Origin of the sequence: Micromonospora sp. NPDC048930 (assembly GCF_043197935.1) — a bacterium.
Lineage (GTDB): Bacteria > Actinomycetota > Actinomycetes > Mycobacteriales > Micromonosporaceae > Micromonospora.
This window is the reverse complement of sequence record NZ_JBICUB010000001.1, coordinates 493,890-519,272: the sequence shown is the minus strand read 5'-3', so window position 1 is coordinate 519,272 and position 25,383 is coordinate 493,890. Positions and strand designations below refer to the sequence as shown.

29 protein-coding genes and 1 riboswitch are annotated in these 25,383 nt (G+C 73.8%); of the genes, 15 read left to right on the top strand and 14 right to left on the bottom strand.

What is annotated here, in order from left to right:
- Positions 1-125: 125 nt before the first annotated feature.
- The 4 genes from ACGFI9_RS02545 (at position 126) to ACGFI9_RS02530 (ending at position 3,191) form a co-directional block, all read left to right on the top strand.
- Positions 126-1,073, top strand: a complete 948-nt coding sequence (locus tag ACGFI9_RS02545) for a lysylphosphatidylglycerol synthase transmembrane domain-containing protein (RefSeq protein ID WP_393175205.1) — start codon at positions 126-128, stop codon at positions 1,071-1,073.
- A 69-nt stretch (positions 1,074-1,142) separates the two neighbouring features.
- Positions 1,143-1,793 (top strand): GTP cyclohydrolase II, encoded by a 651-nt coding sequence (gene ribA, locus ACGFI9_RS02540; RefSeq protein WP_393174073.1) that lies wholly within the window; start codon positions 1,143-1,145, stop codon positions 1,791-1,793.
- Complete coding sequence (locus ACGFI9_RS02535; protein WP_393174071.1) at positions 1,790-2,482, top strand: RibD family protein; 693 nt, start codon at positions 1,790-1,792, stop codon at positions 2,480-2,482. The genes ribA and ACGFI9_RS02535 overlap by 4 nt, the downstream gene beginning before the upstream one ends.
- 130 nt (positions 2,483-2,612) lie before the next feature.
- Positions 2,613-3,191 (top strand): hypothetical protein, encoded by a 579-nt coding sequence (locus ACGFI9_RS02530; RefSeq protein ID WP_393174069.1) that lies wholly within the window; start codon positions 2,613-2,615, stop codon positions 3,189-3,191.
- Here ACGFI9_RS02530 and ACGFI9_RS02525 read toward each other — a convergent pair.
- The 6 genes from ACGFI9_RS02525 to ACGFI9_RS02500 all read right to left on the bottom strand — a co-directional run bounded on the left by ACGFI9_RS02525 (position 3,091) and on the right by ACGFI9_RS02500 (position 8,298).
- Entirely contained in the window at positions 3,091-3,843 is a 753-nt protein-coding gene (locus ACGFI9_RS02525; RefSeq protein ID WP_393174067.1) for an amino acid ABC transporter ATP-binding protein, read from the bottom strand. The genes ACGFI9_RS02530 and ACGFI9_RS02525 overlap by 101 nt on opposite strands.
- A complete protein-coding gene (locus ACGFI9_RS02520) occupies positions 3,840-4,637 on the bottom strand; it encodes an amino acid ABC transporter permease (protein ID WP_393174065.1) in 798 nt (265 codons plus the stop codon). Before ACGFI9_RS02520 ends, ACGFI9_RS02525 begins: the two co-directional genes overlap by 4 nt.
- Positions 4,638-4,678: 41 nt before the next feature.
- Positions 4,679-5,536 (bottom strand): ABC transporter substrate-binding protein, encoded by an 858-nt coding sequence (locus ACGFI9_RS02515; RefSeq protein ID WP_393174063.1) that lies wholly within the window; start codon positions 5,534-5,536, stop codon positions 4,679-4,681.
- Between the two features lie 105 nt (positions 5,537-5,641).
- Positions 5,642-5,773: a hypothetical protein gene (locus ACGFI9_RS02510; protein ID WP_393174061.1), complete on the bottom strand. Its 132-nt coding sequence runs from the start codon at positions 5,771-5,773 to the stop codon at positions 5,642-5,644.
- A gap of 32 nt (positions 5,774-5,805) precedes the next feature.
- Positions 5,806-5,916: riboswitch (SAM riboswitch) on the bottom strand.
- A gap of 55 nt (positions 5,917-5,971) precedes the next feature.
- Positions 5,972-6,682, bottom strand: a complete 711-nt coding sequence (locus ACGFI9_RS02505; protein ID WP_393174059.1) for a hypothetical protein — start codon at positions 6,680-6,682, stop codon at positions 5,972-5,974.
- Between the two features lie 89 nt (positions 6,683-6,771).
- The gene (locus tag ACGFI9_RS02500) at positions 6,772-8,298 is read right to left on the bottom strand and encodes an NAD(P)/FAD-dependent oxidoreductase (RefSeq protein WP_393174057.1); all 1,527 of its coding nucleotides are present in this window, start codon (positions 8,296-8,298) and stop codon (positions 6,772-6,774) included.
- Between the two features lie 180 nt (positions 8,299-8,478).
- On the opposite strand from ACGFI9_RS02500, the gene ACGFI9_RS02495 reads away from it, so the two are divergent.
- The 5 genes from ACGFI9_RS02495 to ACGFI9_RS02475 all read left to right on the top strand — a co-directional run bounded on the left by ACGFI9_RS02495 (position 8,479) and on the right by ACGFI9_RS02475 (position 13,205).
- Positions 8,479-9,735: a hypothetical protein gene (locus ACGFI9_RS02495; RefSeq protein WP_393174055.1), complete on the top strand. Its 1,257-nt coding sequence runs from the start codon at positions 8,479-8,481 to the stop codon at positions 9,733-9,735.
- A 39-nt stretch (positions 9,736-9,774) separates the two neighbouring features.
- Positions 9,775-10,344 carry a PadR family transcriptional regulator gene (locus ACGFI9_RS02490; protein WP_393174053.1) on the top strand — a complete coding sequence of 190 codons (570 nt, stop codon included), beginning with the start codon at positions 9,775-9,777 and terminating at the stop codon, positions 10,342-10,344.
- Positions 10,345-10,347: 3 nt separating this feature from the next.
- Entirely contained in the window at positions 10,348-12,069 is a 1,722-nt protein-coding gene (locus tag ACGFI9_RS02485; RefSeq protein ID WP_393174051.1) for an acyl-CoA dehydrogenase family protein, read from the top strand.
- Between the two features lie 97 nt (positions 12,070-12,166).
- Positions 12,167-12,718: a GNAT family N-acetyltransferase gene (locus ACGFI9_RS02480; protein WP_393174049.1), complete on the top strand. Its 552-nt coding sequence runs from the start codon at positions 12,167-12,169 to the stop codon at positions 12,716-12,718.
- 76 nt (positions 12,719-12,794) lie between these two features.
- The gene (locus ACGFI9_RS02475; protein ID WP_393174047.1) at positions 12,795-13,205 is read left to right on the top strand and encodes a type II toxin-antitoxin system Phd/YefM family antitoxin; all 411 of its coding nucleotides are present in this window, start codon (positions 12,795-12,797) and stop codon (positions 13,203-13,205) included.
- A gap of 71 nt (positions 13,206-13,276) precedes the next feature.
- Here ACGFI9_RS02475 and pgi read toward each other — a convergent pair whose 3' ends face one another.
- Complete coding sequence (gene pgi / locus ACGFI9_RS02470) at positions 13,277-14,911, bottom strand: glucose-6-phosphate isomerase (RefSeq protein ID WP_393175203.1); 1,635 nt, start codon at positions 14,909-14,911, stop codon at positions 13,277-13,279.
- A gap of 273 nt (positions 14,912-15,184) precedes the next feature.
- Here pgi and ACGFI9_RS02465 point away from each other — a divergent pair, with 273 nt between their 5' ends.
- The 3 genes from ACGFI9_RS02465 to ACGFI9_RS02455 all read left to right on the top strand — a co-directional run bounded on the left by ACGFI9_RS02465 (position 15,185) and on the right by ACGFI9_RS02455 (position 17,171).
- A complete protein-coding gene (locus ACGFI9_RS02465; RefSeq protein WP_393174045.1) occupies positions 15,185-16,234 on the top strand; it encodes an aldo/keto reductase in 1,050 nt (349 codons plus the stop codon).
- A gap of 25 nt (positions 16,235-16,259) precedes the next feature.
- Positions 16,260-16,559 carry a hypothetical protein gene (locus ACGFI9_RS02460; protein WP_393174043.1) on the top strand — a complete coding sequence of 100 codons (300 nt, stop codon included), beginning with the start codon at positions 16,260-16,262 and terminating at the stop codon, positions 16,557-16,559.
- A gap of 72 nt (positions 16,560-16,631) precedes the next feature.
- Positions 16,632-17,171, top strand: a complete 540-nt coding sequence (locus ACGFI9_RS02455) for an RNA 2'-phosphotransferase (RefSeq protein ID WP_393174041.1) — start codon at positions 16,632-16,634, stop codon at positions 17,169-17,171.
- An 89-nt stretch (positions 17,172-17,260) separates the two neighbouring features.
- On the opposite strand, the gene ACGFI9_RS02450 is transcribed toward ACGFI9_RS02455, so the two are convergent.
- The 7 genes from ACGFI9_RS02450 to ACGFI9_RS02420 all read right to left on the bottom strand — a co-directional run bounded on the left by ACGFI9_RS02450 (position 17,261) and on the right by ACGFI9_RS02420 (position 22,743).
- Entirely contained in the window at positions 17,261-18,544 is a 1,284-nt protein-coding gene (locus tag ACGFI9_RS02450; RefSeq protein WP_393174039.1) for a sulfite oxidase, read from the bottom strand.
- A gap of 106 nt (positions 18,545-18,650) precedes the next feature.
- Positions 18,651-19,166, bottom strand: a complete 516-nt coding sequence (locus tag ACGFI9_RS02445) for an NUDIX domain-containing protein (protein WP_393174037.1) — start codon at positions 19,164-19,166, stop codon at positions 18,651-18,653.
- A gap of 264 nt (positions 19,167-19,430) precedes the next feature.
- On the bottom strand, positions 19,431-19,985 hold the full coding sequence (locus ACGFI9_RS02440; protein ID WP_393174035.1) for an NADAR family protein: 555 nt from the start codon (positions 19,983-19,985) through the stop codon (positions 19,431-19,433).
- Positions 19,986-20,123: 138 nt separating this feature from the next.
- On the bottom strand, positions 20,124-20,765 hold the full coding sequence (locus ACGFI9_RS02435) for an SRPBCC family protein (protein ID WP_393174033.1): 642 nt from the start codon (positions 20,763-20,765) through the stop codon (positions 20,124-20,126).
- Positions 20,762-21,124, bottom strand: a complete 363-nt coding sequence (locus ACGFI9_RS02430) for an ArsR/SmtB family transcription factor (RefSeq protein ID WP_393174031.1) — start codon at positions 21,122-21,124, stop codon at positions 20,762-20,764. The genes ACGFI9_RS02435 and ACGFI9_RS02430 overlap by 4 nt, the downstream gene beginning before the upstream one ends.
- A gap of 87 nt (positions 21,125-21,211) precedes the next feature.
- A complete protein-coding gene (locus ACGFI9_RS02425; RefSeq protein WP_393174029.1) occupies positions 21,212-21,886 on the bottom strand; it encodes a peptidoglycan recognition family protein in 675 nt (224 codons plus the stop codon).
- A gap of 110 nt (positions 21,887-21,996) precedes the next feature.
- Positions 21,997-22,743: a lysozyme gene (locus ACGFI9_RS02420; protein ID WP_393174027.1), complete on the bottom strand. Its 747-nt coding sequence runs from the start codon at positions 22,741-22,743 to the stop codon at positions 21,997-21,999.
- Between the two features lie 230 nt (positions 22,744-22,973).
- On the opposite strand from ACGFI9_RS02420, the gene ACGFI9_RS02415 reads away from it, so the two are divergent.
- Genes ACGFI9_RS02415 through ACGFI9_RS02405 form a run of 3 tightly spaced genes read left to right on the top strand, consistent with a single transcriptional unit; the run spans position 22,974 to position 25,374 of the window.
- Positions 22,974-23,324: a YciI family protein gene (locus tag ACGFI9_RS02415; protein ID WP_393174025.1), complete on the top strand. Its 351-nt coding sequence runs from the start codon at positions 22,974-22,976 to the stop codon at positions 23,322-23,324.
- Positions 23,321-24,541, top strand: coding sequence for an RNA polymerase sigma factor (locus ACGFI9_RS02410; RefSeq protein WP_393174023.1), 1,221 nt, complete (start codon positions 23,321-23,323; stop codon positions 24,539-24,541). The genes ACGFI9_RS02415 and ACGFI9_RS02410 overlap by 4 nt, the downstream gene beginning before the upstream one ends.
- Positions 24,538-25,374, top strand: a complete 837-nt coding sequence (locus ACGFI9_RS02405) for an SMP-30/gluconolactonase/LRE family protein (protein ID WP_393174021.1) — start codon at positions 24,538-24,540, stop codon at positions 25,372-25,374. The genes ACGFI9_RS02410 and ACGFI9_RS02405 overlap by 4 nt, the downstream gene beginning before the upstream one ends.
- Positions 25,375-25,383 lie beyond the last annotated feature (9 nt).

The window sequence follows — 25,383 nt, the reverse complement described above, 5'->3', positions numbered from 1 at the left end:
CCGCCACCGCGCCTGCCGCGCCGGCCGGGGCCGCCGTGCTCGTCGCCCCGGCCGGACCCGCCGCCCTCGCCGACCCGGCCACGTCCGTCGCGTCCGTCGTCCCGGCCACGTCCGTCGCGCCGGAGGTGCCGTCGGTCGGCCGCCCGGCCCGGTCGTCCTGGGTGTGGGCACGCCCGCTCGGCGGGCTGGGCGTCCTCGCCGTCCTGCTCTGGTGGGTGGGCACCGGCCCGTTCCTCGCCGGGCTGCGGCTGATCGACGCGCCGGCCCTCGCCGCCGCGCTCGCCCTCGGCGCGCTCACCACCGTCTGCTGCGCCTGGCGCTGGTCGCTGGTCGCCGGCGGGCTCGGCGTACGGCTGCCGCTGGGCACCGCCGTCGCGCACTGCTACCGGGCGGTCTTCCTCAACTCGACCCTCCCCGGCGGAGTGCTCGGCGACGTCCACCGGGCGGTGCGCCACGGCCGGGATGCCGGGGACGTCGCCCGGGGGGTCCGGGCCGTGGTCTGGGAGCGGACCGCCGGCCAGGTGGTCCAGCTGGTCATCGCGGTGGTGCTGCTGGCGGCGCTGCCCTCGCCGGTCCGCCCGTACCTGCCGGCGCTGGTCACCGCGCTGGCCGTCGGCGCGGCCGGGCTGGTGCTGGCCGCCCGGGCGGTGCCCCGCTCCGGAGCCTCCCGCTGGGCCCGGGCGGCCCGGACCGCGGTGGCGGACGTCCGGGCCGGGCTGCTCGCCCGCCGCACCTGGCTGGGCGTGGTGACCGCCTCCGTCGTGGTGGTCGCCGGTCACCTGGCCACCTTCGTGGTGGCCGCGCGCACCGCGGGCGCCGACGCGCCGCTGTCCCGGCTGCTGCCGCTGACCCTGCTGGCCCTGCTCGCCATGGGGCTGCCCGCGAACGTGGGCGGCTTCGGTCCGCGCGAGGGGGTGGCGGCCTGGGCGTTCGCCGCCGCCGGCCTCACCGCCGCCCAGGGGGTCGCCGCCGCCACCGTGTACGGGGCGTTGGTGCTGGTCGCCAGCCTGCCCGGCGCGGCCGTCCTGCTGGGGCGCCGGCCGGCTTCCCCGCTGCCCGGCGACTGTCGGTGATCCGGCCTACGGTGAGGGTGCGAGGAGCGCGTTGCCGGCCCGTCCGGCAGCCCCGGACGGAGGAGAAGAATGGACGAAACCCTGCCCGCCGCGACGGTCCGGACCCAGGTCATGGTGCCGCTGCGCTTCCCCGACGGCTACGTCACCACCGCCCGGGTCTACTCCTTCCACGGCCTGGCGGACGGCCGGGAGCACCTCGCGTTCGGGCTCGGTGACCGCGCGACCGGGGACCTGCCGGACGACGACCTGCCCCCGCCGCTGGTCCGCCCGCACAGCGAGTGCCTCACCGGGGACGTCTTCGGCAGCCAGCGCTGCGACTGCGGGCCGCAGCTGCGGGAGGCCGTCGAGCGGATCGCCGAGGCCGGGGGATACCTGCTCTACCTGCGCCAGGAGGGTCGGGGCATCGGCCTGTACGCCAAGCTCGACGCGTACGCGCTGCAGGACGGCGGGCTGGACACCTACGAGGCGAACGTGGCGCTGGGCCGGGGCGCCGACGAGCGGGACTACACGGTGGCCGCGCAGATGCTCGCTGCGCTGGGGGTGACCCGGGTGGCCCTGCTCAGCAACAACCCGGACAAGGCCGGCCAGCTCGTCCGGCTGGGCGTGACGGTGCTCGACCGGGTGCCCACCGGGGTGCACCTGTCACCGACGAACGCCGGCTACCTCGCGGCCAAGGTGGCCCGCGCCGATCACGCCCTCGACCTGCCGTTCGTGCCGTGACCGCCCGGCCGTACGTGCTGCTGAGCTGCGCGATGTCGATCGACGGCTACATCGACGACGCGTCGACGCAGCGGCTGCTGCTCTCCAACGACTCCGACCTCGACCGGGTCGACGAGGTCCGGGCGGCCTGCGACGCGATCCTGGTCGGCGCCGCCACGGTGCGGCGGGACGACCCGCGGCTGCTGGTCCGCTCCGAGGGGCGGCGGGCGGACCGGGTCGCGCGCGGCCTGCCCCCGTCGCCGGTCAAGGTCACCGTCACCGCCAGTGGCGATCTCGACCCGGGTGCCCGGTTCTTCACCTTCGGCGACGGGCTGAAGCTGGTCTACTGCCCGAGCGGCGTGGTGGAGAAGACCCGGGAGCAGGTGGGCGAGGTGGCGACCGTGGTGGACGGCGGTGAGCCGGTCACCCCGGCTGCGGTGGTCGACGACCTGGCCGCCCGGGGCGTACGCCGGTTGATGGTGGAGGGCGGGGGCAGCCTGCACTGCCAGTTCCTCACCGCCGGTCTCGCCGACGAGCTGCACCTGGTGGTCGCGCCGTTCTTCGTCGGGGACTGCCGGGCGCCACGCTTCGTCGGGGACGGCCGCTTCCCCTGGCACCCGGGCCGCCGCGCCCGGGTCGTCGAGGTCCGCCAGATCGGCGACGTGGTGCTGACCCGCTACGCCCTCTCCGACCGCTGCGACGGCGCGTAGCGCTGAGCTCGCGGCCGATCGGCGGCGTGGCGGCGCCCGGCAGGTCGGACAGCGTCACCCCGGGCCGTCACCCTGACGATGCCGGTGCGGGTCCTCGTCCCGTCTTGATCACCGCCGCTACGGTCGGCGCATGTCGCTCCACCGGGCCGGGGTCCCGCGGACCTACCCCACGGTGCCGCTCGCCTTCCTCCTGCCGTGCGCGGTGATGGCGGTCGCCGGATTCTTTCCCGACCGGAAGCCGCCGCCGGCACCGGCCGGCGTGCTCGTCGCGGCCGACGTGATCGACGTGCGGCGGGACGAGGCCGGACGGGCGGTGGCCGTGCTGCTGCGGGTGGACTCGCCCGACGGCCCGGTGATCTGCGGCATCGAGCGCGCGGCCTTCCCCGACGGGCAGCTCCCGAGGCTGCGCGAGCGGACCACGGTCGACTACACGCCCGCCGGGTGCGCGCCGCCGCCGTCCCCACCCGAGCAGGTGCCGCCGTGGGCGCTGGCCACCGGCGGCGTCGCCGGGCTGGCCCTGATGATCTTCTGGCTCTGGGCGGGATCGGACCGGGCCACCCGGCCCCGCTACCGGAGGACGGGGCGGCGGGACCGGGCGGTCACCGGGGTCAGAGCACCTGGGACAGGAAACGACGCAGCCGGGGATGCTCCGGCGCCTCGAAGACGGCGGCCGGCGCGCCGGCCTCGAGGACCACGCCGGCGTCCATGAAGGCCACCGTGTCGGCGACCTCGCGGGCGAAGCCCATCTCGTGGGTCACCACCACCATGGTCATGCCGGCGGCGGAGAGGTCGGCCATCACCCCGAGCACACCCTTGACCAGCTCGGGGTCGAGCGCCGAGGTGGCCTCGTCGAAGAGCATCACCTGCGGCCGCAGGGCCAGCGCCCGGGCGATCGCCACCCGCTGCTGCTGCCCGCCGGAGAGGTGCGCCGGCCGGGCGTCGGCCTTGGCGGCCAGCCCGACCAGCTCCAACTGGGCGCGGGCCACCTGCACCGCCTCGTCCTCGGGGAGCTTCTTCAGCTTGCGCAGCGCGAGGGTGATGTTGCGCAGCACGGTCATGTGCGGGAAGAGGTTGAACTGCTGGAACACCATGCCGATCCGCTGACGCAGCGCGTCCGGGTCGTCGCGCAGCACGCTGCGCCCGTCCAGCAGCACGTCGCCCCGGTCCGGCTCGATGAGCCGGTTGATGGTGCGCAGCAGGGTCGACTTGCCCGAGCCCGAGGGGCCGATCACGCAGGCGGTGGCGCCCCGGGCCACCTCCAGGTCGGCACCGCGCAGCACCTGGTGCGCGCCGAAGGCCAGGTGCACGTCGCGAACGGCGAGGCTGACCGAGGTGGCGGTGGCGGCGGTGGCGGTGGTCATCGCGGGTCCTTCCGGGCGCTGCTGGGCAGGGTGGTCTCGCCGGCCAGGGCCAGGCTCGCGTCGGCGTCGTCGTCCGGCGCCACGGCGACCGCCCGGCCCTGGCGCAGCCGGCGGTCGATCCAGTTGACCGCGTGGGTCAGCGGCACCGTCAGCGCCAGGTAGAACAGGCCCGCCAGCAGCAGCGCGGACTCGTTGCCGGTGGTGGCCGCGTAGTCCTGGCCGATCCGGAACAGCTCCCGCTGGCTGGCCACCAGGCCGAGGAAGTAGACCAGGCTGGAGTCCTTGATCAGCGCGATGAGCTGGTTCACCCAGGCGGGCAGCACCCGCCGTACGCCCTGCGGGATGATGACCAGCCGCATCGCCTCACCCCAGGAGAAGCCGAGCGCCCGGGCCCCCTCCAGCTGGGCGGCCTCCACGCTCTGGATGCCGGAGCGGAAGATCTCCCCGATGTACGCGGCGGCGATCAGCGACAGCGCCAGCACGCCGAGCGGGTAGGGGTTGGGACCCCACACCTGCATGCCGAGCGGCGCCAGGCCGACGCCGATGAGCAGGATGGTCGCCGCCGCCGGCAGGCCGCGGAACACGTCGGTGTAGACCCGGGCCGGCCACCGCAGCCAGCGGGTACGGGAGATGCCCGCGACGGCCAGCAGCATGCCCAGCACCGAGCCGAGCAGGGCGGCGGAGATCGCCAGGATCAGCGTGTTGGGCAGCCCGACGGTGAGCATCTCGGGCAGCGCCTCGCGCATGGCGTCCCAGTCGAAGAAGGTCTCCCACAGGGTGCGCAACGGATCCATCAGATGTTCCTCCTACCGCCCCGCTCGCTCGTCCGCGTACCTCAGGAAGCGGCCGACGGCGACGGCACCGCCACCGTGCCGCTGCCCGGCTTGAAGTCGGCCGGGATCGGCCGGCCCGGGTAGTACTGCGCCTGGAGCTTGCTCCAGGTGCCGTCGGCGATCACCTCGTCGAGGCCCTTGTTCAGCGCCTCGCGCAGCTTGTCGTTGCCCTTGGCGACCGCGTACGCCGTCGGGGCCGGGCTGAGCTGCTTCGCGGCCACCTTGATCTTGCCGCTGCTGTCCGCGGCGGACTTGTCGCCGATCTCCGCGGGCGCGATCCAGGCGTCGGCGGTGCCGGCCTTGAGCTGGTTGATTGCGCCGTTGTAGTCGGGCACCCGCACCGGGTTCAGGTTCTGCTTGGTGGCGTAGTCGTCCTGCACGGTGCCCTGCACGACCACCACCCGCTTGCCGGCGAGCTGGTCGAAACCGGTGATCGACGAGCCGGCCGGCACGTCGAGCCCGAAGTAGCCGAAGTCGTAGCCGTTGCCGAAGTCGACGGTCTTCTTCCGCGCCTCGGTGATGGTGATGGACGAGCTGCCCACGTCGAACTTGTGGTTGTTGACCTGCGACAGCAGGGCCGAGAAGTCGGTGCCGACGAACTCCACCTTCAGGCCCACCTTGGCCGCGACGGCGGTGAGCAGGTCGTTGTCGAAGCCGGTGAACTTGCCGTCCTTCAGGTACACGTTCGGCGGGGCGTCGGTGAGCGTGCCGGCCCGGATCACGCCGGGCTGGAGCAGCCCGTACGGGTTGTCGGCCTCGCTGGTGGAGCCGTTGTCGCCGCAGGCGGTGAGAGCGGTGGCGGCGAGCACGGCGGCGGCGCCGAGCGTGGCGACGCGGGTCAGGGCGGAACGGATGCGCACTTTTTTCTCCAGAGTGGACGGCGGCGCGGGACGCGCGCCGACGACGGCGCCGCCGCTGGGCAGGGCGGAGCCGGTGAGGTGGATCGAGGGAAGGGGAGTGGCGGCTCAGCGCGCGCCGGCGCGGCGACAGGCGTCGCTGCACACCCGCATCAGGTCGACGTGCCGGCGTTTGACCAGCGCGAAGCGCGCCGGGTAGGCGAGGCCGTCGACGGGCGGGGTGCGAAAGTGAGCAGACATGGTTCTCCCTGGTCGTTGCTGACCTGGGTGCCAGGCCACGCTTGCACCGGCGGCTGCCGGTGCCTGGTCCTCACCCGGGGCACCCCACCGCGGAGGAGGGTTGCCGGCCAGCGAGCCGGGGCTTGGCGCTGGCGCTCATGACCTGCCGAGAAGGCTAGCAGCAGCCCCACCCGGAGCGTCCAGCCGTTATGACCACCCTCACGTCACGTGCCTTACGTCGGGCCGGCCGGTGGCGTCCGCGCCTGGCAGGTCGGCGGGGTTCGGCACAGCCGCGACGGCCGGCTGGGCGGCGACCGGTCCGCGCAGCCGGTCCTCCAGGTCGGGGACGAAGAAGCAGATTTCCAGCATCCTGCGCTCGGCCCAGAACCGCAGGACCACGCTGCGCCAGGCGGCGCCGGCCGCGGTGGCCGCCAGGGCGAGCCCGGCAGCCATCATGGCAGCGCCCCCGCGGCCGCGGGCCGCTTCGACGCCGGCCAGCACCGCGCCGAGCAGCAGCGGCACGGTGACGTTGCGCAGCATCAGGCCGATCGCGCGCATCCGGGTCACCTCGGCGGTCACCTCGCGGTTGTGCAACTCGGCCGCGGCCAGCAGCAGCCCGTTCGGCGCGGCGAGCATCGGGCTGCCGGCGGCTGCCGGCAGGCGCCCCTCGAAGACGCGGCGGGCGTCGAACCGCGCCCACCGCCAGAACGGCAGGGCCAGGTCCACGATCCGGCCGAGGCCGTACGTGGCGCCGCCGAGCACGTAGCTGAACAGCACGGAGCCGGCCAGCAGCAGGACCGCCGGCTGCCGCTGCACCTGCTCGAGCTGCACCCAGTCGAGGCGTACGGCGAGACAGCCGGCCAGGGTCAGGTACAGCGCGCCGGGAGTCAGATACGTGAACAGGTCGAAGATGCCGACGCTGAACGTCATCGAACCTCGCAGGGGACACCTGGCACGGTCCGGTGCCGTACCGGCACTCACCGTAGGTGGCGCCGGCAACCCGGCGCGCGTCGTCGCGGTCAGGGCCGGCGTGCCGGAGCGGGCGTGCCGGCGCGGGACGGGGCGGGTCGGTCCGTCCGGGCCGGCATGATCGGCGCGTCCCGCCCGGTGTCGTGCCGGGACGGGGTCCGGCTCTCGTGGTAGTCCTGCTCGACGTTCACCGTCCAGACGTCGTGGTCGGCGCCGTGCGCGATGTTCTCGGCGGTCAGCATGGCGGTGAGCATGGAGTGGTCCTGGTTGTTGTAGCGGTGCATGCCGTTGCGGCCCACCGGGTGCACGTTGGGCACCTCGCGGGCCAGCCAGTCCCGGATCACGTCGATGTTGTGCTGGTACCGCTCGTCGTACACCGGGTAGGCCTTGGGCATGCGGACCACGTAGCCGGTCTCCACGCAGCCGGGGTGGACCAGCCCGAGCCGCTCCAGCTCCGCGGTGGCGAAGGCGACCAGTTCCGCGTCCGGGGTACGCCACATCTCGTCGTCCTCGAAGACGAAGTACTCCAGCCCGAGGCAGGTCCGACCGTCCTTCACCAGGTACGGCGACCAGGAGCCGAAGTTCTGGATCCGCCCCACCTTCGCGGCCGGGTCGTGCACGTAGATCCAGTTGTCGGGGAAGGAGAACTTCTCCGGCACCACCAGCGCCACGGTCAGGAAGTCCCGGTACCGCAGGTCGTCGGCGGCGGCCCGGACCTCCGCCGGCGCCTCCGGCCGCATCGCGCGCACCAACGCCGAGATCGGCATCGAGGAGATCACGTGGCCGGCCGGCTCGGTCCGTTCCCCGTCCGCGTCGACCACGGTCACGCCGGTGGCCCGGCGGGCCGCGGGGTCGCGGTGCACCGCGGTCACCCAGGTGTTCGTCCGGACCGTGCCGCCCCGCTTCTCCACCTCCTCGGTGCAGCGCTCCCACATCATCCCGGGACCGTGCTTCGGGTACTGGAACTCCTCGATCAGGCTGGTCACGTCCTTGCGGTTGCGCCGTGGCAGCAGCGCGTTGAGCACCGCGGTCGACAGCGAGAGGTTCTTGATCCGCTGGGCCGCCCAGTCCGCCTGCAACTGGTCGGCCGGCATCCCCCAGACCTTCTCGGTGTACGTCTTGAAGAAGATCGAGTAGAGCCGCCAGCCGAACCGGGCGGAGACCCAGCCCTCGAAGTGGGACTGGTCCCGCGGCGGGCGCAGCCGGGCCCGCCCGTACGAGCCGACGCAGCGCAGCGCCTCCAGCAGGCCGAGGTTGCGCAGGGCGTTGCCGGCGCTGAGCGGGTAGTCGTAGAGGGCGCCCCGGTAGTAGATCCGGCTCATCCGTGGCCGGAGCAGGAAGTCCTCGTCCGGCAGGATCTCGTGCCAGAAGTCCTCGACCCGGGAGACCTTGGTGAAGAACCGGTGCCCGCCGATGTCGAACCGCCAGCCGTCCCGCTCCACGGTCCGGCTGATCCCGCCGACCACGTCGTCGGCCTCGTAGACCCGGACCGGTTCGCCGTGCCGCAGCAGCTCGTACGCGGCCGTCAGGCCCGCCGGGCCCGCCCCGATCACCACCGTGCCGTTGCCGTCATCCATGCCGTCCGCGCCCCCCGCCAGCGTGCCGATTGCGGCAGCGCCCTTACCCGTCCCGCGCGCCGACTCACCTGCCCGGCCCGACCCGTAGGGATGAATCGGCGGCTGCCCGAGCGGGAGGTGTCAACCGGGACGAACCGGGAATACGGCTCGACGGTTCGCGGGGCGATCGGTGGGGGCGGCATGGCGGACGAGCGGGGGGCCGGCCCGGCGGGCGGCGCCGCCGGGACGCGGTGGACGGGTCGGCTGGGCTCGGCCGGTCGGGACCTGGCCCGGCGGATCCCGACCCCGTGGGGTTACGTGCTCGCCGTCTTCCTCGGCAGCAAGCTCGTGCTCAGCCTGGTCGGCGTGCTGGTCCTGGCCGCCTGGGACCTGGCCTCCGTGGGGCCGCCGGCCGACGAGACCATGATGCGGACCCAGCAGGACCAGATCTCGCCGCACCGCTGGATCTCGCTCTGGTTCGCCTGGGACTCGTTCCTCTACGACCACCTGGCCCGGCTGCCGCTGGACCAGCCGTGGAAGGACTTCGGCTTCCCGCTGCTCTACCCGTTCCTGGCTCGGCCGCTGGCGCCGCTGCTCGGCGGGCACACCGCCTGGGCGCTGCTGCTGATCAGCAACGTGGCCCTGGTGCTCCAGCTCTACTACGCGTACCGGCTCGGCGGCCGGCTGCTCGGCGCGGACGGCGCCGATCCGGCGGGCGGCCGCCGGTTCGCCCGCTACCTGCTGCTCCTGCCGACCGCCTTCCTGTTCCAGGCGGCGCTGACCGAGTCGCTCTTCGTCTGCCTCGCCCTGGCCGCCTTCTGGTACGCCGAGCAGCGCCGCTGGCTGGTGGTCGGGATCGTCGGGTACTTCCTGGCGCTGAGCCGCTCGGTCGGCTTCCTGGTCGTCATCCCGCTCGCCCTGGTGCTGCTGTGCCAGCACGGCTGGCGCCTGAACGGCCGCAGCCTGCTGCGCTACCTGCGGCTGGGCTGGCCGCTGCTGCTCGTCCCGGCCGGCTGGCTGACGTTCATGGCGTTCTGTCGCTGGCAGAGCGGCGACTGGTTCGCCTACCAGCACGCCCAGGAGAAGGGCTGGGGGATCAAGGTGCAGAACCCCCTGTGGGTGGCCTGGCACGCGCTGACCGGCGGCAACTCCGCCGACGCGCTGCGGGTCTGGATCGCGGTGGCGATGCTGGTCGTGGCGGCCGTCGGGCTGCGCCGGCGGGCCGAGTGGCCGTACCTGGTCTACACGGTGATCGTGGTGCTGGTGCCGCTGTCGATGGGGCCGCCGGTGTACCGGAGCCTGCTGCGCTACCTGCTGGCCGCCTTCCCCGTCGCCCTGGTGCTGGCCCGCTGGGCCCGTCGCGGCCGCGTCGACGGCTGGCTGACGGCCGGGCTGGCGGTGCTGCAGGGCGCGGTGTTCGCGGTCTGGCTGACCTACTGGACGCACTTCGTGATCTGACGCTTGCTATGCAACTCGTTGCATAGCAAGATGGCCGGCATGTCGCTGGAGCACGCCATCCTCGTCTCGCTGCTGGAGCAGCCCGCCTCCGGCTACGACCTGGCCCGGCGCTTCGACCGCTCGATCGGCCGCTTCTGGACCGCCACCCACCAGCAGATCTACCGGGTGCTCAAGCGGATGGCGAGCGACGACTGGATCACCGCCGAGGAGATCGGCCAGGAGGGACTGCCCGACAAGAAGGTCTGGTCGGTCAGCCCCGCCGGGCGGTCCGCCCTGGTCACCTGGCTGCGCGCCCCGGTGCAACCGGAGGCGGTCCGGCACGAGCTGGCCGTGAAGATCCGCGGCGCCGCGTTCGACGACGCGGCGGGCCGCGCCGCGCTGGTCGCCGAGGTCGAGCGCTACCGCGCCGACCACGAGGCCACCCTCGCCGGCTACCTGGCCGGCGAGCGCCGCGACTTCCCCGACCCCGCCGCCCTGGACGCCCGGGGGTCGCTCCAGCACGTCGTGCTGCGCGGCGGCATCGCGTACGAGCGGATGGTGCTGGCCTGGCTCGACGATGTCCTCGCCACCCTCCGCGACCTCGACCCCGCCACCCCGCAGGAAGGCTGACCCGTGACCGATCCGCTGCTGTTCCACCCGCACACCTACCACCCCGCCCACCTCGACGAGACCTCCCGGCGGCTGCTGCGCGCCACCGTCGACTGGTTCGAGCAGCGCGGCAAGCGGGCGCTGGTGGACAGCTACAACCGCCACGAGTGGTACGCCGACTTCCTCGACTTCGCCGCCAAGGAGGGCCTGTTCGCCACCTTCCTCACCCCGGCGGCCGACGGCGGTGGCGACCCGGACAAGCGCTGGGACACCGCGCGCAACGCCGCGCTCAGCGAGATCCTCGGCTTCTACGGCCTCGGCTACTGGTACACCTGGCAGGTCACCGTGCTCGGCCTCGGGCCGGTCTGGCAGAGCGGCAACGCCGCCGCCCGGGCCCGCGCCGCCGCGCTGCTCGACGAGGGGCACGTGATGGCCTTCGGCCTCTCCGAGCGGCCGCACGGCGCCGACATCTACTCCACCGACATGCTGCTCACCCCCGACGGCGCGGGCGGCTTCCGGGCCACCGGCGGCAAGTACTACATCGGCAACGGCAACGTCGCCGGGCTGGTCTCCGTCTTCGGCCGCCACGCCGACGTCAAGGGCCCCGAGGGGTACGTCTTCTTCGCCGCCGACAGCCGGCACCCCGCGTACCGGCTGGTGCGCAACGTGGTCAACGCGCAGATGTACGTCAGCGAGTTCCGGCTGGAGGACTACCCGGTGCGCGCCGAGGACGTGCTGCACACCGGGCAGGCCGCCTTCGACGCCGCGCTGAACACCGTCAACGTCGGCAAGTTCAACCTGTGCACCGCCTCCATCGGCATCTGCGAACACGCCATGTACGAGGCGGTCACCCACGCCCACCAGCGCGTCCTCTACGGTCGCCGGGTCACCGACTTCCCGCACGTCCGCCGCGAGCTCACCGACGCGTACGCCCGGCTGGTGGCGATGAAGGCGTTCAGCGACCGGGCCGTCGACTACTTCCGCTCGGCCGGCCCGGACGACCGGCGCTACCTGCTGTTCAACCCGATGACCAAGATGAAGGTCACCACCGAGGGCGAGAAGGTCATCGACCTGCTGTGGGACGTCATCGCGGCCAAGGGCTTCGAGGCCGACACCTACTTCGACAAGGCCGCCAAGGACATCCGGGGCCTGCCGAAGCTGGAGGGGACGGTGCACGTCAACCTGGCGCTGATCCTCAAGTTCCTGCCCAACTACCTGTTCCGGCCGGCCGCGCACCCGCCGGTGCCGACCCGGCACGACCCGGCCGACGACGAGTTCCTGTTCCGGCAGGGCCCGGCGCGCGGCCTCGGCGCGATCCGCTTCCACGACTGGCGCACCCCGTACGACGCGCACGCCCACGTGCCCAACGTCGCCCGGTTCCGGGAGCAGGCCGACGGCCTCTGCGCGCTGCTCGCCACGCACGCCCCGGACGAGACCCAGCAGCGGGACCTGGACTTCCTGCTCACCCTCGGCCAGCTCTTCGCGCTGGTCGTCTACGGCCAGCTGATCCTGGAACAGGCCGAGCTGACCGGCCTCGACGCCGACCTGCTCGACGAGATCTTCGACCTGCTGGTCCGGGACTTCTCCGGGTACGCCACCGAGCTGCACGGCAAGGCCGCCACCAGCGAGGAGCAGGCCGCCTGGGCGCTCGCCCACGTCCGCCGCCCGGTCCGGGACGCCGACCGTACCGCCCGCGTCTGGGCACGGGTCGCCGCCCTCGCCGGCGCGTACGAGATGCACCCCTGACCGATCTCGACGAGTGCCTGTCCCCGCCGCTGCGACGGCGGGCCGGGCAGACACGGAGGGCGACCGGCGTCCCGTGCCCGGCTGCTAGGTTCCTTGCGTGTTCGCCCTTCCGCTGACCGACGACGCCGAGCTGCGCCCGCTGGAGCCGTGGCACGCCGACGAGTTCCTCGCCAACCTCGACCGGTGCCGGGAGCACATCGCCCCGTGGGTGGGCGCGTCCTTCGTGGCCACCGACGCCGCCTCCGCCCGGAGGGTGCTGCAGAACTACGCCGACCGGTGGGCCCGCGACGACGGTGGCATCTGGGGCATCTGGCAGCGCGGCACCCTGGTCGGCGGGGTGCTCTTCGTCTCCCTGAACACCACCAGCGGGGTCTGCGAGGCCGGCTGCTGGCTGGAGCCGGCGGCCGAGGGGCAGGGCCTGGTCACCCGCGCCGCGCGGGTGATCATCGACTGGGCGATCCGGGACCGGGGCATCCACCGGGTGGAGTGGGTGACCAAGGCCGGCAACGAGCGCAGCATCGCCGTCGCCCGGCGGTTGGGCATGAGCCGCGACGGCGTCCTGCGCGAGGCCGCCCCGACGCCGGACGGCGGCCGCGCCGACATGGAGGTCTGGTCGGTGCTCGCCCCGGAGTGGAAGCCGGCGGGGTAGCGGCGCCGGACGGCGGGACGGGCGCCGGGTGGACACGCGGCGGAGTTTTGTCGTACCCGGACGTCAACATCTGTCCATGGCTGCCCCCGCACTGGCCGACCGGTCCCCCCAGCCGCGCGCCCTGCCGCTGCGCGAGGTCCGCACCCGGCTCACCCAGCTCGTCGCCCTCGCCGAGCTGACCGACACCATCACCGTCGTCACCCGCGACGGCGACCCCCGCCCGATCGCCGCGATCGTGCCCGCGCCCGCCGCGCGGACGGCCGCGCAGGCGCGGGCCGACGCCGACCGGATCGCCGCGATCACCGCCGGCTGGTCCCGGCGGCTCGAGGAGCTGCACCGGCAGAGCAGCCGGCGGCACGCGGCCGAGCGGCGCGCCCTCACCGACGCCCTCGCCGAGGTCTGGGCCGAGCTCGACCGCCGCGCCCCGGCCGGTGACCCCGGGCTGGCCCGGCTCCGGGCCGCCCACGCCGACCTGCTGCGCGGCTGACACCGGTCGGCCGGCCACCGGCCCACCCCTGCGGCGGTGTCCATCCGCCGCAAGGGCCGCCGGCGACGGGGTCAGTCCCGGCCGCGCTGGGCGCGGTAGCGGCGGATCAGCGCGGCGGTGGACGAGTCCACGTCGCCGAGGTCCGGCGCGCCCCCGGTCAGCTTCGGCGCGAGCTGATTGGCCATCACCTTGCCCAGCTCCACGCCCCATTGGTCGAACGCGTTGATGTCCCAGACCGCGGCCTCGGTGAAGACGATGTGCTCGTAGAGGGCGATCAGCTGGCCGAGCGTCGCCGGGGTGAGCTTCGGGGCGATGATCGAGGTGCTCGGGTGGTTGCCCGGCATCACCCGGTGCGGGACCACCTGCGCCGCCGTGCCCTCCGCCTCGACCTGCTCCTTCGTCCGCCCGAACGCCAGCGCGGCGGTCTGCGCGAAAAAGTTCGACATGAACAGGTCGTGCATGTCACCGAGATCGTGGTTGGGCTGGCTGAACGCGATGAAGTCGGTCGGGATCAGCCGCGTCCCCTGGTGGATCAGCTGGTAGAAGGCGTGCTGGCCGTTGGTGCCCGGCTCACCCCAGAAGATCTCCCCGGTCGGACACGTCACCGGGCGGCCGTCGACCCGTACCGACTTGCCGTTGCTCTCCATCGTCAGCTGCTGCAGGTACGCCGGGAACCGGTGCAGGTACTGCGAGTACGGCAGCACCGCGTGCGTCTCCGCGTCGAGGAAGTCCGTGTACCAGACGTTGAGCAGGCCCAGCAGCGCCGGCACGTTCCGCTCGACCGGCGTGGTGCCGAAGTGCTCGTCCACCGCGTGGTAGCCGGCGAGCATCTCCCGGAACCGGTCCGGACCGATCGCCAGCATCACCGACAGCCCGACCGCCGAGGGCAGCGAGTACCGGCCACCCACCCAGTCCCAGAAGCCGAACATGTTCTCCGGGTCGATGCCGAAGTCGCGGACCCGCTGCTCGTTGGTGCTGACCGCGACGAAGTGCCGGGCCACGGCCGACTCGTCGGCGTCCAGGCCGGCGAGCAGCCAGCGCCGCGCCTGGTTGGCGTTGGCCAGGGTCTCCTGCGTGGAGAACGTCTTGGAGACCACGATGAACAGGGTGCTGGCCGGGTCCAGGTCGGTGGTCTTGTCGTGGATGTCGGTCGGGTCGATGTTGGACACGAACCGGCAGCTGATCCCCGCGTCCCGGTACGCCTTGAGCGCCTCGTACGCCATCACCGGCCCCAGGTCCGAGCCGCCGATGCCGATGTTGACCACGGTGGTGATCCGCTCGCCGGTGTGGCCCCGCCAGGTGCCCGAGCGCACCCGCTCGGCGAAGGCCGCCATCCGGTCGAGCACCCGGTGCACGTCGGCGACCACGTCCTGCCCGTCGACCACCAGCGAGGCGTCGCGCGGTAGGCGCAGCGCGGTGTGCAGGACCGCCCGGTCCTCGGTGGAGTTGATGTGCTCCCCGGCGAACATGGCGGCGATCCGGTCGCTCAGCCGGACCCGCTCGGCGAGCACGGTGAGCAGGGCGAGCGTCTCGTCGGTGACCAGGTTCTTGCTGTAGTCCACGTGCAGGTCGGCGACCTCGCCGGTGAGCCGCTCACCCCGCTGCCCGTCGGCGGCGAACAGCTCCCGCAGGTGTGTGCCGCGCATCGCCTCGGCGTGCTTGCGCAGCGCCTGCCATTCGTCGGTGCTGGTGACGTCCACAGCCATCGGGTCGATCTTCTCCTTCACGACGGGTCTGCCAGCGGGCCGTCGTCGCCCCGCTGCCGGCGACCCCACCAGCCTGCCACCCGGGACGGGTGCGCGCGACGCGACCCGACATCGCCCACTCCTTGGGCGCGGCCGCCGCGCCACGACACGCCGTCGGGCGCCTGGCCGACACGCCGGTCGGTGCCGGCTTGACTTCGAGTCCACTCGAATTCCTAGCGTGACGGGACCGGCCGCCGCCCGGTCAGCGCGGCATCAACCCCAGGGAGCATCCGTATGCGTTACCGCGTCCTCGGCCGCACCGGCATCGAGGTGAGCGTCCACTGTCTCGGCACGATGATGTTCGGCGCGGTCGGCAACCCCGACCACGACGACTGCGTCCGCATCGTGCACGCCGCCCTCGACCGCGGCGTGAACTTCGTGGACACCGCCGACATGTACTCCGCCGGCGAGTCCGAGGTCATCGTCGGCAAGGCGCTGAAGGGCCGGCGCGACGACGTGGTCCTCGCCACGAAGGTGCACTTCCCGATGGGGGAGGGGCCCAACCGGGGTGGCAACTCGCGGCGCTGGATCGTCCGAGAGGTCGAGGAGAGCCTGCGCCGGCTCGGCACCGACTGGATCGACCTCTACCAGGTGCACCGCCCCGACCACACCACCGACGTCGAGGAGACCCTGGGCGCGCTGACCGACCTCGTCCGGGCCGGGAAGATCCGCGCGTTCGGCTGCTCCACCTTCCCCGCCGAGGAGATCGTCGAGTCGCACCACGTCGCCGAGCGGCGGGCGCTCGGCCGGTTCCGTACCGAACAGCCGCCGTACTCGATCCTGGCCCGGGGCGTCGAGACCTCGGTGCTCCCGGTCTGCCAGCGGTACGGCATGGGCGTCCTGGTGTGGAGCCCGCTGGCCTCCGGGTTCCTCTCCGGCCGCTACCGGCAGGGTCGGGCGGTCGACCTCACCGCCGGGCGGCCGGCGCTCACCCCGGCCCGGTTCGACCCGGCGCTGCCCGGCAACGCCGCCAAGTACGCCGCCGTCGAGGAACTGGTCGCGCTCGCCGAGGAGGTGGGTTGCACCCTGTCCGAGCTGGCCGTGGCGTTCACCGTGGCGCACCCGGCGGTCACCTCGGCGATCATCGGCCCGCGCACCATGGCGCAGCTGGACGGCCTGCTCGGCGGCGCGTCGCTCACCCTGGACGACGCGGTGCTCGACCGGATCGACGAGATCGTCCCGCCGGGCGTCAACCTCTACCAGCCCGACGGCGCCTGGGCCCCACCGGTGCTCACCGACCCGGCCCGCCGACGGCGGCCGCTCGCCGACCGGGCCGCCGCCTGAGTCCGGCGGCTGGCATCATCACCGGATGCCCGCGATGCTGCCTCCCGAGTTCGTCCGGTTCGAGCTGCACGGTGCCGACCCCGTGCTCCGTCTGGCCGTCGACCCGCCGGCGGACCTCCGCCCGGAGCAGTGGTCCCTGATCAGCCGGCTGACGCTCTGCGTGGTCGACGGCCCGGGCGAGGCCGGCTACCTCACCCCGCGCCTCGGCCCGCAGGGCGACGTCGCGCCCGCCGGGTGGGACGAGGCGGTCGACCGGGCCGGCGGAAGCCAGGTCGTCTTCGGCGCCGGCGCGGACGCCCCGGCCGTCTTCGTCCGCTCCCTCTGACCGGTCGCGCTGCTCCGCCGCCGCCCGCTGATATGGGTCGCCGACGACCCGGCGGTGCCGCACACTGGCGGTGTGGATCATCGTGACCTGGTCCGGGTGAGCAAGCGGATGTCGTTGGCGCTGCGGCACCGGCCGGACCGGTTCGGCCTGACGCTCGACCGCGCCGGCTGGGTGCCGGTCGCCGACCTGCTCGCCGCGCTGCGGATCGGCCGGGCCGATCTCGACGCCGTGGTCGCCGGGAACGACAAGCAGCGCTTCGCCGTGGCGCGTGGGGCCGACGGTGTGGACCGGATCCGGGCCAGCCAGGGGCACTCCGTGCCGGTCGACCTCGGCCTGGCCCCGGCCAGCCCGCCCCAGCTGCTCTTCCACGGCACCAGCGACAGCGTGCTGCCCGCCATCCGGGTCGAGGGCCTGCGCCGGGGCCGGCGGCACCACGTACACCTGTCGCCGGACGTGGCGACCGCCCGGCGGGTCGCGGCCCGCCGGGCCGGCACGGTGGTGGTGCTGACCGTCGAGGCCGGGGCGATGGCCGAGAACGGCTATGTCTTCTACCGCAGCGACAACGGCGTCTGGCTCACCGACACCGTCCCACCGGGTTACCTCCACCCCTGACGCCGCCTGCCCCGGTCGATCATGACGTTGTTGCCACGACCCGCCGGGGTCGGCGGTCACCACTTCATGATCGACGAGGTGAAGCGGGGTCAGGCGGCGGTGACCGGGTGGTGGACGACGCCGTCGAAGAGGTAGCCGAGGTCGTTGGGGGCGGCCCGGTCGGGCTGGCTGGCGCCGGTGACGTCGGTGGCGCGGGCGCGGAGGGTGAAGCGGCCCGGCGCCGGGGGCCGCCAGGTGGCGGTCCAGCGCTGCCAGGCGCCGCCCCGGTCGGCGGCGACCAGCTCGGCCGCGCGCCAACCGTCGCCGGTGTCCACCTCGACCCGCTCGATCGGGCCGGCACCGGACCAGGACCTGCCGCGCAGCAGCACCTCCGCGCCGGCCGGTAGGCGGGCGTCCCAGGCGAGCTCGAACGCGCTCTTCACCGACTGGACACCGAGCGTGCCGCCCTCGCCCGGGTGGCCGGGGCCGAACATCCGGTAGAAGTGGGTGTTCCACGGGGAGAACAGGGGAGTGGCGGAGACCTCGACCGGACCGACCCACTTGATCGAGGAGATGCCGATCCAGCCGGGCACCACGACGCGTACCGGGAAACCGTGGTCGGCGGGGAGCGACTCGCCGTTCATCTCGTACGCCAGCAGCACGTCGTCCAGGGCCTTGGCGATCGGCAGGGGACGGCGGACCCGGCCGAGGTTGACCCCACCGGTCACGTAGTCCGGGTCCAGCCCCTCCGGCATCACGTCGACGGCGTCGTCGGTGAGCCCGGCGAGCCGGAGCACCGTCCCCAGCCGTACGCCGCGCCAACGGGCCACGCCGACGCCGCCGAGCCCCCAGGCCACCCCGGGCGTCGGGTGGCCCTGCTGGCTGGCGAAGAAGTACCGGCCGTTGCCGGCGCACTCGACCAGCGCGGTGCGCTCCGCGGCTGGCAGCCGGCGCAGGTCGTCGAGGGTGAACTCGACCGGGGCGTCGCGGGTGGGGGCGTCGCGCAGCCCGGTCCCGAACAGGCGCAGCCGCCAGGCGCGGGCGTCCAGCCGGGGCGTCACGCTGTGGTTGCGGACGAAGAACCGGTCGTTCGGGACCACGTACCCCTGCCCGGCCATCGCCTCCCAGTGCATCTCGGCGTTGGTCTCCAGCGGCCGCAGCAGCTCCGGCCGCAGCGGCTTCGCGATCGGCGAGCCCGGGTCGACGCCGACCGGTGCGGGGGCGACCGCGACCGGCTCCCGTTCCGCCGCGGCGGCGGTCAGCGCGGCCATGGCGGACCCCAGCTCCAGCAGGTCGCCCCGGTCGACGCCGACGCAGCGGGCCTGCCCGGCCAGCCACTGCCGACTCCGGCGGGCGTCGTGGTCGGCCTCTTCGGGCGACAGGGGGCGGGGCATGGCTGACCTCCGGCTCGGCGACGTTGCCGATCCCATCTAACCAGTGGGAGTTTTCGCCGAGTCGGCCCAGGTCACGGCAGGGTCCGGCGGCAGTACCGGCGGCGGCTCAGACCGGGCGCTGGCCGGCGAGGAAGTCGGCCAGCACCCGGGTGTGCGTGGAGAAGGCCAGCTCGACCGGCTCGGTGAGGACGAGCCACTCGGTGGCCTCCTCGGTCGGCGCGGACGGGGGCAGGTCACCCAGCGGCCGTTCGGGCAGGACCCCGAAGATCATCATGGTGCCGCCGGCCGGCGCGCCGTGCACCGCGAACAGCCGCGCCTCGTCGGCCTCCGCCAGCAGGCCGGTCTCCTCGCGCAGCTCCCGGACCAGCGCCTCGGACCACTCCTCGCCGTACTCGACGAAGCCGCCGGGGAGGGCGAGCTCGCCCCGGGCCGGCTCGATGTCCCGGCGGACCGCCACCACGCCGAGGCCGGTCGGCGTCCGGACCGGCAGCACCGCCACCGCGACCGGCAGGGGGTTGCGCCACACGGTCTCGCCGCAGGCCGCGCAGACCCGCGGCCAGCCGGCGGTCGCCGGGTAGGCCACGCCGCAGTACGAGCAGTGCGAGTACGGTGCGCTGGTCACGCCGCTGCACGTTACCCGCCCGGCGGGCGGCGCGTCCCGGTCACCCGGCCGAAGCGTCACCTGTCCGGCGGGCGGCGCGTCGCGGTCACCCCGCCGGAGCGTCACCTGTCCGGCGGGCGGCGCGTCGCGGTCACCCGGCCGGAGCGTCACCCGCCCGGCCTGCGCCGCGTGCGGTGACCCGGCCGAAGCGGCGTGCCGCTCCGGATGCGGCAGTCACGGCGCGATCGGCCGGACCTCGGCCAGAGTCAGGCCGATGCCGGCGGATCAGGCCGCGCGCAGGGTGGCGCGGGCGTCCATGAGGGCGAAGCCGAGCAGGTTGTCCCCCCGCCACCGGGCCGGATCGGCGGCGCGCGGGTCGTCGGCGGCCAGGCCGATGCCCCAGACCCGGTCCACCGGGCTCGCCTCCACGAGCACCCGGTCGCCGGTGCCCAGCAGGAACCGCGACAGCTCCTCGTGCTGGCCGAACTTGGCCACGCTGCCGGCGACCACGATCTCGTAGCGGCGGGCCACCCAGGTCGCCTCGTCGAAGCCGCGTACCCGTCGGCCGAGGGACTTGGCCCGGTGCGGGTGCGCGGCGGTGAGGACCCGCCCGGCGATCTCGGTGTCGCCGAAGAGGATGGCCTTGTGCCACATCATCCAGTGCTCGGCGGTGGGGTACGTCCGGCCGTCCACGGTGAACGGCGCCGGCCACCACTGGCTCAGGCAGCCCGCGCCGACGCTGCCGTCACGCTGCGGGCGGTGCCCCCAGAAGTGCAGGTACCGCACGCGCTGTCCGGAGTGGACGGCGGCGACGAGGTCGGCGACGGATCGGATCGGCATGATCGTCAGTCTGCCGGACGTGACCGACACTCCGCCGCCGGGTTTCCCGCCCGCCGTACCGGCGGGCTCGGAGGGCACGGCGGCGGCCTGACCCACCGGCGCGCCGCCGGCCCGGCGAGGCCGGCGGCGCGGCCGGGCTCAGGGGGTCGGGGTGCCGGTGTAGAAGGCGGTGACCCGGTCACCGGCGGCACGGGCCTCGTCGGCGGGGGTGCCGGCGGCCACGCTCGCCTCGGCCCAGCCTTCGCTGCTCAGCGCGACGAACCGGCGGCCCTCCTCCGATCCCATCCAGGCGGCGGCCTGGTCGGGGCTGACCCCGCTGCCGTCGGCCGCCAGGTGCGAGGCCAGGCCGAGCAGGCCCAGCTCCCAGCCCACGCCGGTGGCGCCCGGGCCGAACTCGGCCCAGCGCTGGTCGTCGACGTGCGCGACGTGCTCCAGTTCGAACCGGGTACGCCCGGCGCCGGCCTCGGTGAGCCGCACCTCGATCCAGCTCACCTCGCCGCCGTACTCCCAGGTGGCGGCGAAGCTGTGCGGCGGGTCGCAGCGTTCGATCGTGCCGCCGGCGTTGCCCTCCAGCTGGTAGCGCCCGCCGAGCTTCAACTCACCGGAGACGGGCATGAACCAGCGGGGGATCCGCTCGGCGTTGGTGCAGGCGTCCCAGACGTCCTCCACCGGCGCGTCGTACGTCCGGCTGATGGTCTGCACGCGTGCCTCGCCGGCGGGCAGCGTACGGTTGCCGATCCGGCGCTCGACGGCGCTGATCTGCCCGGTCACGTCGATCATGGTGTGGTCCTCTCGTCGGGTTTGCCCTCGCGCAGCCGCCGCTCCCGCCGGCCGCGGGCCAGTTCCGTGGCGAGCGCCTCCAGCGGCGGCGTCCAGAACCGGCGGAAGCCGGCCAGCCACTCGTCGACCTGCCGCAGCGGGCCCGGGTCCACCGCGTAGAGGCGGCGGGTGCCCTCGGGTCGCACGGTGGTGAAGCCGTTGTCGCGCAGCACCTTGAGGTGCTGCGAGACGGCCGGCTGGCTGATCCCGAACTCCCGCTGGACGGTTGCGCCGAGCGCGCCGGCGGTCTGCTCGCCCTCCGCCAGCAGCTCCAGGATCCGGCGGCGGACCGGGTCCCCGAGGACGTCGAAGGCGTGCACCAACCCTTTGTATCAGACCAAGCTTATATAAGCGAGAGCTGTCGGTGGCGGCGGGGCGCCCGGAAGGGTGGGCGCCCCGCCGGCCGGTCAGCCGCCGAGCCGGGCGGCGACGGCGCTGCGCAATTCCGGCAGCCGGTCGTGGAGGAGGCCGGGGCACTGGGTGTTGTTGAAATCCTTGTGCCCGTAGATCTCGCTGGACGGGATGCCGTACTGCTGGCAGGTGAACGCGCAGAACCAGATCAGGCTGTCCCATTGCGCCTGGGGCGGCTGCACGGAGAGGTAGGTGCCATCGTTCTCGATGCCGATGGCCTGGCTGTTCTGCCCGACGCAGTGCGCGCCCTGCACCATGGTCTGTCCGTGCAGCAGGGCGTACAGGCTGCCGTGCCGGCCCTCCGTCAGGTAGCCGCCGCGGCTGTTGGTGAAGTGCTGCCCGGAGTCGATCCAGCCGTTGGTGTCCATGTGCAGGTTCTGGATGTCCCGGGAGTTCTGGTAGGCGTAGGCGAGGCTGTAGTCGGTGGTGTTCGGGAACGCCGTGTGATGAATGATGATCTTGTTGGGCCGGCTCTGCACGATGCTCACCGCGGACGAGGGCGGGCGGGCGCCCCAGGTCGCGCAGTTGGCGATCGTCGGCTGGTCGACCGCGCCGGCGACGGCCCGGGCGTCCCGGTCGCCGCCGAACTGGGTCAACGCCGTGACGCCGGCGGCGGCGCCGAGCAGGACCGCGCCGCGCAGCACGGCCCGCCGGGGGAGGGGAACGGACATCGGGGCCTCCTTCTCAGGACGGACGCCGCCGGTGGCGGGCGGCTGCTCCGGTCGGGGCATGGCGTCGGGCACGCCGAGCCGGAGTGGCCGGCCCGCCACCGGGAAGCGGGTCAGCAGGGTCCGTTGCAGGCCAGCACCTTGAGCCGGTCCCAGGTGCCGTTCCAGACGTCCTGGTCGCCGGGGAAGGTGCCGGAGGAGGCCCACTGCCAGAACGAGTACACCGACCAGCCGGCCGGCAGGGTGCCGACGGTGCTGGAGTAGCGCGCGATCCAGAGCGGGTTGGTGGAGGCGAACTGCGAGGTGTTGCCGGTGCAGGTGGTCCACCAGTCGGTGGTGGTGTAGATGGTGGCCCACCGGCCGGTCCGCGCGTAGTACTGGTTGACGAACGAGGCGATCCAGCTGCGCATCGCGCTCTGGCTCAGGCCGTAGCAGGTCGAGCCGTACGGGTTGTACTCGATGTCGAGCGCGCCCGGCAGGGTCTTGCCGTCCTTGGACCAGCCGCCGCCGTGGTCCACGAAGTAGTTGGCCTGGGTGGCGCCGCTGGTGGTGTCCGGCCGGGCGAAGTGGTACGACCCGCGGATCATGCCGACGTTGTAGGAGCCGTTGTACTGCTGGGCGAAGTACGGGTTGGTGTAGTAGGTGCCCTCGGTGGCCTTGACGTACGCGAACCGGGCGCCGTTGTTCCAGGCGGCGGACCAGTTCACGTTGCCCTGGTAGCTGGAGACGTCCATGCCGGGGAGGCCGGCCGGGGCGGCGCTGGCGGGGGTCGCGCCGACGAGGGCCGAGGCGGCCAGGGTGACGGTGGCGAGCGCGGCCGTGGCGGCCGTACGCAGTGCCGATCGCAGGGGACGGGGCATGTTTCCTCCCTGGGGGTTGCCGCCTTCCGGCGGCGGGAGTCTGACGAAAGGAACTGCCAGTATTACGTCACACGACGGAGAAATCTTGCAATAGATGCATGGAAGTTTTTCGCTGCATGCGAGTGGTCGGCGGAATCTTCTCCGGCCGGCGTGTCGATTCCGCGCCCATCCGTTCGTGTGGAGGGTGGAGGGGACGGCGACGGGCCGGACCGCCGGACGAGGAGGACCGCGTGAAGCAGTACCTGATCAGCATGTACCAGCCGGCCGGCGCGGAGCTGCCGGACCCGGAGTTCCTGGCCGGGGTGATGCGCGAGGTCGACGCCATCGGCCGGGAGTTGAAGGAGTCCGGCAACTGGGTCTTCGGCAACGGCCTGCACGCGCCGGAGACCGCGACCGTGCTGCGCCCCAAGGGCGACGAGGTCCTGGTCACCGACGGACCGTACGTGGAGGGGAAGGAGTACCTGGGCGGCTTCACGATCATCACCGCGCCCGACCTCGACGCCGCCCTGGAGTGGGGCCGCCGGTACGCCCTGGCCACCACCCTGCCCATCGAGGTGCGCCCGTTCCAGGGCGAGGTATGACGGACCCGACCGACGTCGAGCGGGCCTTCCGGGCGGAGTACGGCCGGGCGGTCGCCGTCCTGGTCCGCGTCCTCGGCGACATCGACCTCGCCGAGGACGCGGTCCAGGAGGCCTTCGCCACGGCGGTCGACCGGTGGGCCGCCGACGGCCCGCCGCCCAGCCCCGCCGGCTGGATCATCACCACCGCGCGGAACCGGGCCGTCGACCGGCTGCGCCGCGAGGCGTCCCGGGCCGACCGGCACGCCCAGGCCGCCCTGCTGTACGCCCCCGACCCGCCGGCCGAGGAGGGCCCCGTGCGCGACGACCGGCTCCGGCTGATCTTCACCTGCTGCCACCCGGCGCTGGGCAGCGCGGCCCGGGTCGCGCTGACCCTGCGGCTGCTCGGCGGCCTGAGCACCGCCGAGATCGCCCGGGCCTTCCTGGTGCCGGAGCCGACCATGGCACAGCGCCTGGTCCGGGCCAAGGCCAAGATCCGTGACGCGCGGATCCCGTACCGGGTGCCGCGGGACGCCGACCTGCCCGACCGGCTCCGGGCCGTGCTGGCCGTGGTCTACCTGATCTTCACCGAGGGGCACACCGCGAGCTCGGGGGAGCGGCTGGCCCGTGACGAGCTGTGCGCCGAGGCGATCCGGTTGGGCCAGCTGCTCGCCCAGCTGATGCCGGACGAGCCGGAGGTGCTCGGCCTGCTCGCGCTCATGCTGCTCACCGAGGCGCGGCGGCCGGCGCGCACCGGGCCCGACGGCACGCTGGTGCCGCTGGCGGAGCAGGACCGCGATCGCTGGGACCGCGCGCTGATCGGCGAGGGGCAGGCGCTGGTCCGCCGCTGCCTGCGGCGCGACCGGCCCGGCCCGTACCAGATCCAGGCCGCGATCAACGCGGTGCACAGCGACGCGGCCACCGCCGCCGACACCGACTGGGGCCAGGTCCTCGCCCTGTACGACCAACTCGCCGCGTGCGCCCCCGGGCCGGTGGTGGTGCTGAACCGCGCGGTCGCGCTGGCCGAGGTGCACGGGCCGGGCCCCGCGCTGGCCGAGGTCGACCGGCTCGACCTCGCCGGCTACCACGTCTTCCACGCGGTCCGCGCCGACCTGCTGCGCCGGCTCGGCCGACCCGCCGAGGCCGTCCGGGCGTACCAGGCGGCGATCGACCACACCGACAACGCGGCCGAGCGGGCGTACCTGCGCCACGCGCGGGACCGGCTGGGGAGCGGCACATGAACGGTCCACGGATCCTGCTGGACGGGCTGGCCTTCGGCGAGTCGCCCCGGTGGCACGACGGGCGGCTCTGGCTCGCCGACTGGGGCGCCGGCGAGGTGCTGACCGTCGACGACGCCGGCCGGACCGAGGTGGCGGCGCGGGTGGACGGGCTGCCGATCTGCTTCGACTGGTTGCCCGACGGGCGGCTGCTGGTGGTCGCCGGGCGCGCCGGACGGTTGCTGCGCCGGGAGCCCGACGGCAGCCTGCGCCCGTACGCCGACCTGGCGGCGCTCGTCCCGCACCCGTGGAACGAGGTGGTCACCGACGCCCGGGGCAACGCGTACGTCAACACCATCGGCTTCGACTTCCCCGCCGGCGCGTACGCCCCCGGCGGCATCGCCCTGGTCGCGCCGGACGGGACCGCCCGGATCGTCGCCGACGACCTCGCCTTTCCCAACGGGATGGTGCTCACCCCCGACGGGCGCACGCTGATCGTCGCCGAGTCCTACGCCGCCCGGCTCACCGCGTACGACGTCACCGCCGACGGCTCGCTCACCGGCCGGCGGGTCTGGGCGGCGGTGCCGGACTCCGCGCCCGACGGCATCTGCCTCGACGCCGAAGGCGCCGTCTGGTACGGCGACGTGCCGAACCGGTGCGCCGTCCGGGTCGCCGAGGGCGGCCGGGTACGCGACCGGATCGCCCTGGACCGGGGCTGCTTCGCCTGCGCCCTCGGCGGCCGGGACGGCCACACCCTGTTCCTCGTCGCCATGGAATGGAGCCCGACCGCGCTGGCGGGCGGCCCGCGTACCGGTCAGGTGCTGACGGTGCCCGCGCCCGCCCCGGCCGCCGCCTGACCCGGGCGG

Excerpts from the sequence above, each read along its gene's own strand:
- ACGFI9_RS02465 (WP_393174045.1), top strand. The coding sequence starts at position 15,185 with ATGCGTTACCGCGTCCTCGGCCGCACCGGCATCGAGGTGAGCGTCCAC.
- ACGFI9_RS02405 (WP_393174021.1), top strand. The coding sequence starts at position 24,538 with ATGAACGGTCCACGGATCCTGCTGGACGGGCTGGCCTTCGGCGAGTCG.
- ACGFI9_RS02410 (WP_393174023.1), top strand. The coding sequence starts at position 23,321 with ATGACGGACCCGACCGACGTCGAGCGGGCCTTCCGGGCGGAGTACGGC.
- ACGFI9_RS02525 (WP_393174067.1), bottom strand. The coding sequence starts at position 3,843 with ATGACCACCGCCACCGCCGCCACCGCCACCTCGGTCAGCCTCGCCGTT.
- ACGFI9_RS02475 (WP_393174047.1), top strand. The coding sequence starts at position 12,795 with ATGGCTGCCCCCGCACTGGCCGACCGGTCCCCCCAGCCGCGCGCCCTG.
- ACGFI9_RS02505 (WP_393174059.1), bottom strand. The coding sequence starts at position 6,682 with ATGACGTTCAGCGTCGGCATCTTCGACCTGTTCACGTATCTGACTCCC.
- ribA (WP_393174073.1), top strand. The coding sequence starts at position 1,143 with ATGGACGAAACCCTGCCCGCCGCGACGGTCCGGACCCAGGTCATGGTG.
- ACGFI9_RS02435 (WP_393174033.1), bottom strand. The coding sequence starts at position 20,765 with ATGATCGACGTGACCGGGCAGATCAGCGCCGTCGAGCGCCGGATCGGC.
- pgi (WP_393175203.1), bottom strand. The coding sequence starts at position 14,911 with ATGGCTGTGGACGTCACCAGCACCGACGAATGGCAGGCGCTGCGCAAG.
- ACGFI9_RS02440 (WP_393174035.1), bottom strand. The coding sequence starts at position 19,985 with ATGCCGATCCGATCCGTCGCCGACCTCGTCGCCGCCGTCCACTCCGGA.
- ACGFI9_RS02420 (WP_393174027.1), bottom strand. The coding sequence starts at position 22,743 with ATGCCCCGTCCCCTGCGATCGGCACTGCGTACGGCCGCCACGGCCGCG.
- ACGFI9_RS02495 (WP_393174055.1), top strand. The coding sequence starts at position 8,479 with ATGGCGGACGAGCGGGGGGCCGGCCCGGCGGGCGGCGCCGCCGGGACG.
- ACGFI9_RS02520 (WP_393174065.1), bottom strand. The coding sequence starts at position 4,637 with ATGGATCCGTTGCGCACCCTGTGGGAGACCTTCTTCGACTGGGACGCC.
- ACGFI9_RS02460 (WP_393174043.1), top strand. The coding sequence starts at position 16,260 with ATGCCCGCGATGCTGCCTCCCGAGTTCGTCCGGTTCGAGCTGCACGGT.
- ACGFI9_RS02510 (WP_393174061.1), bottom strand. The coding sequence starts at position 5,773 with ATGTCTGCTCACTTTCGCACCCCGCCCGTCGACGGCCTCGCCTACCCG.
- ACGFI9_RS02490 (WP_393174053.1), top strand. The coding sequence starts at position 9,775 with ATGTCGCTGGAGCACGCCATCCTCGTCTCGCTGCTGGAGCAGCCCGCC.
- ACGFI9_RS02530 (WP_393174069.1), top strand. The coding sequence starts at position 2,613 with ATGTCGCTCCACCGGGCCGGGGTCCCGCGGACCTACCCCACGGTGCCG.
- ACGFI9_RS02500 (WP_393174057.1), bottom strand. The coding sequence starts at position 8,298 with ATGGATGACGGCAACGGCACGGTGGTGATCGGGGCGGGCCCGGCGGGC.
- ACGFI9_RS02425 (WP_393174029.1), bottom strand. The coding sequence starts at position 21,886 with ATGTCCGTTCCCCTCCCCCGGCGGGCCGTGCTGCGCGGCGCGGTCCTG.
- ACGFI9_RS02450 (WP_393174039.1), bottom strand. The coding sequence starts at position 18,544 with ATGCCCCGCCCCCTGTCGCCCGAAGAGGCCGACCACGACGCCCGCCGG.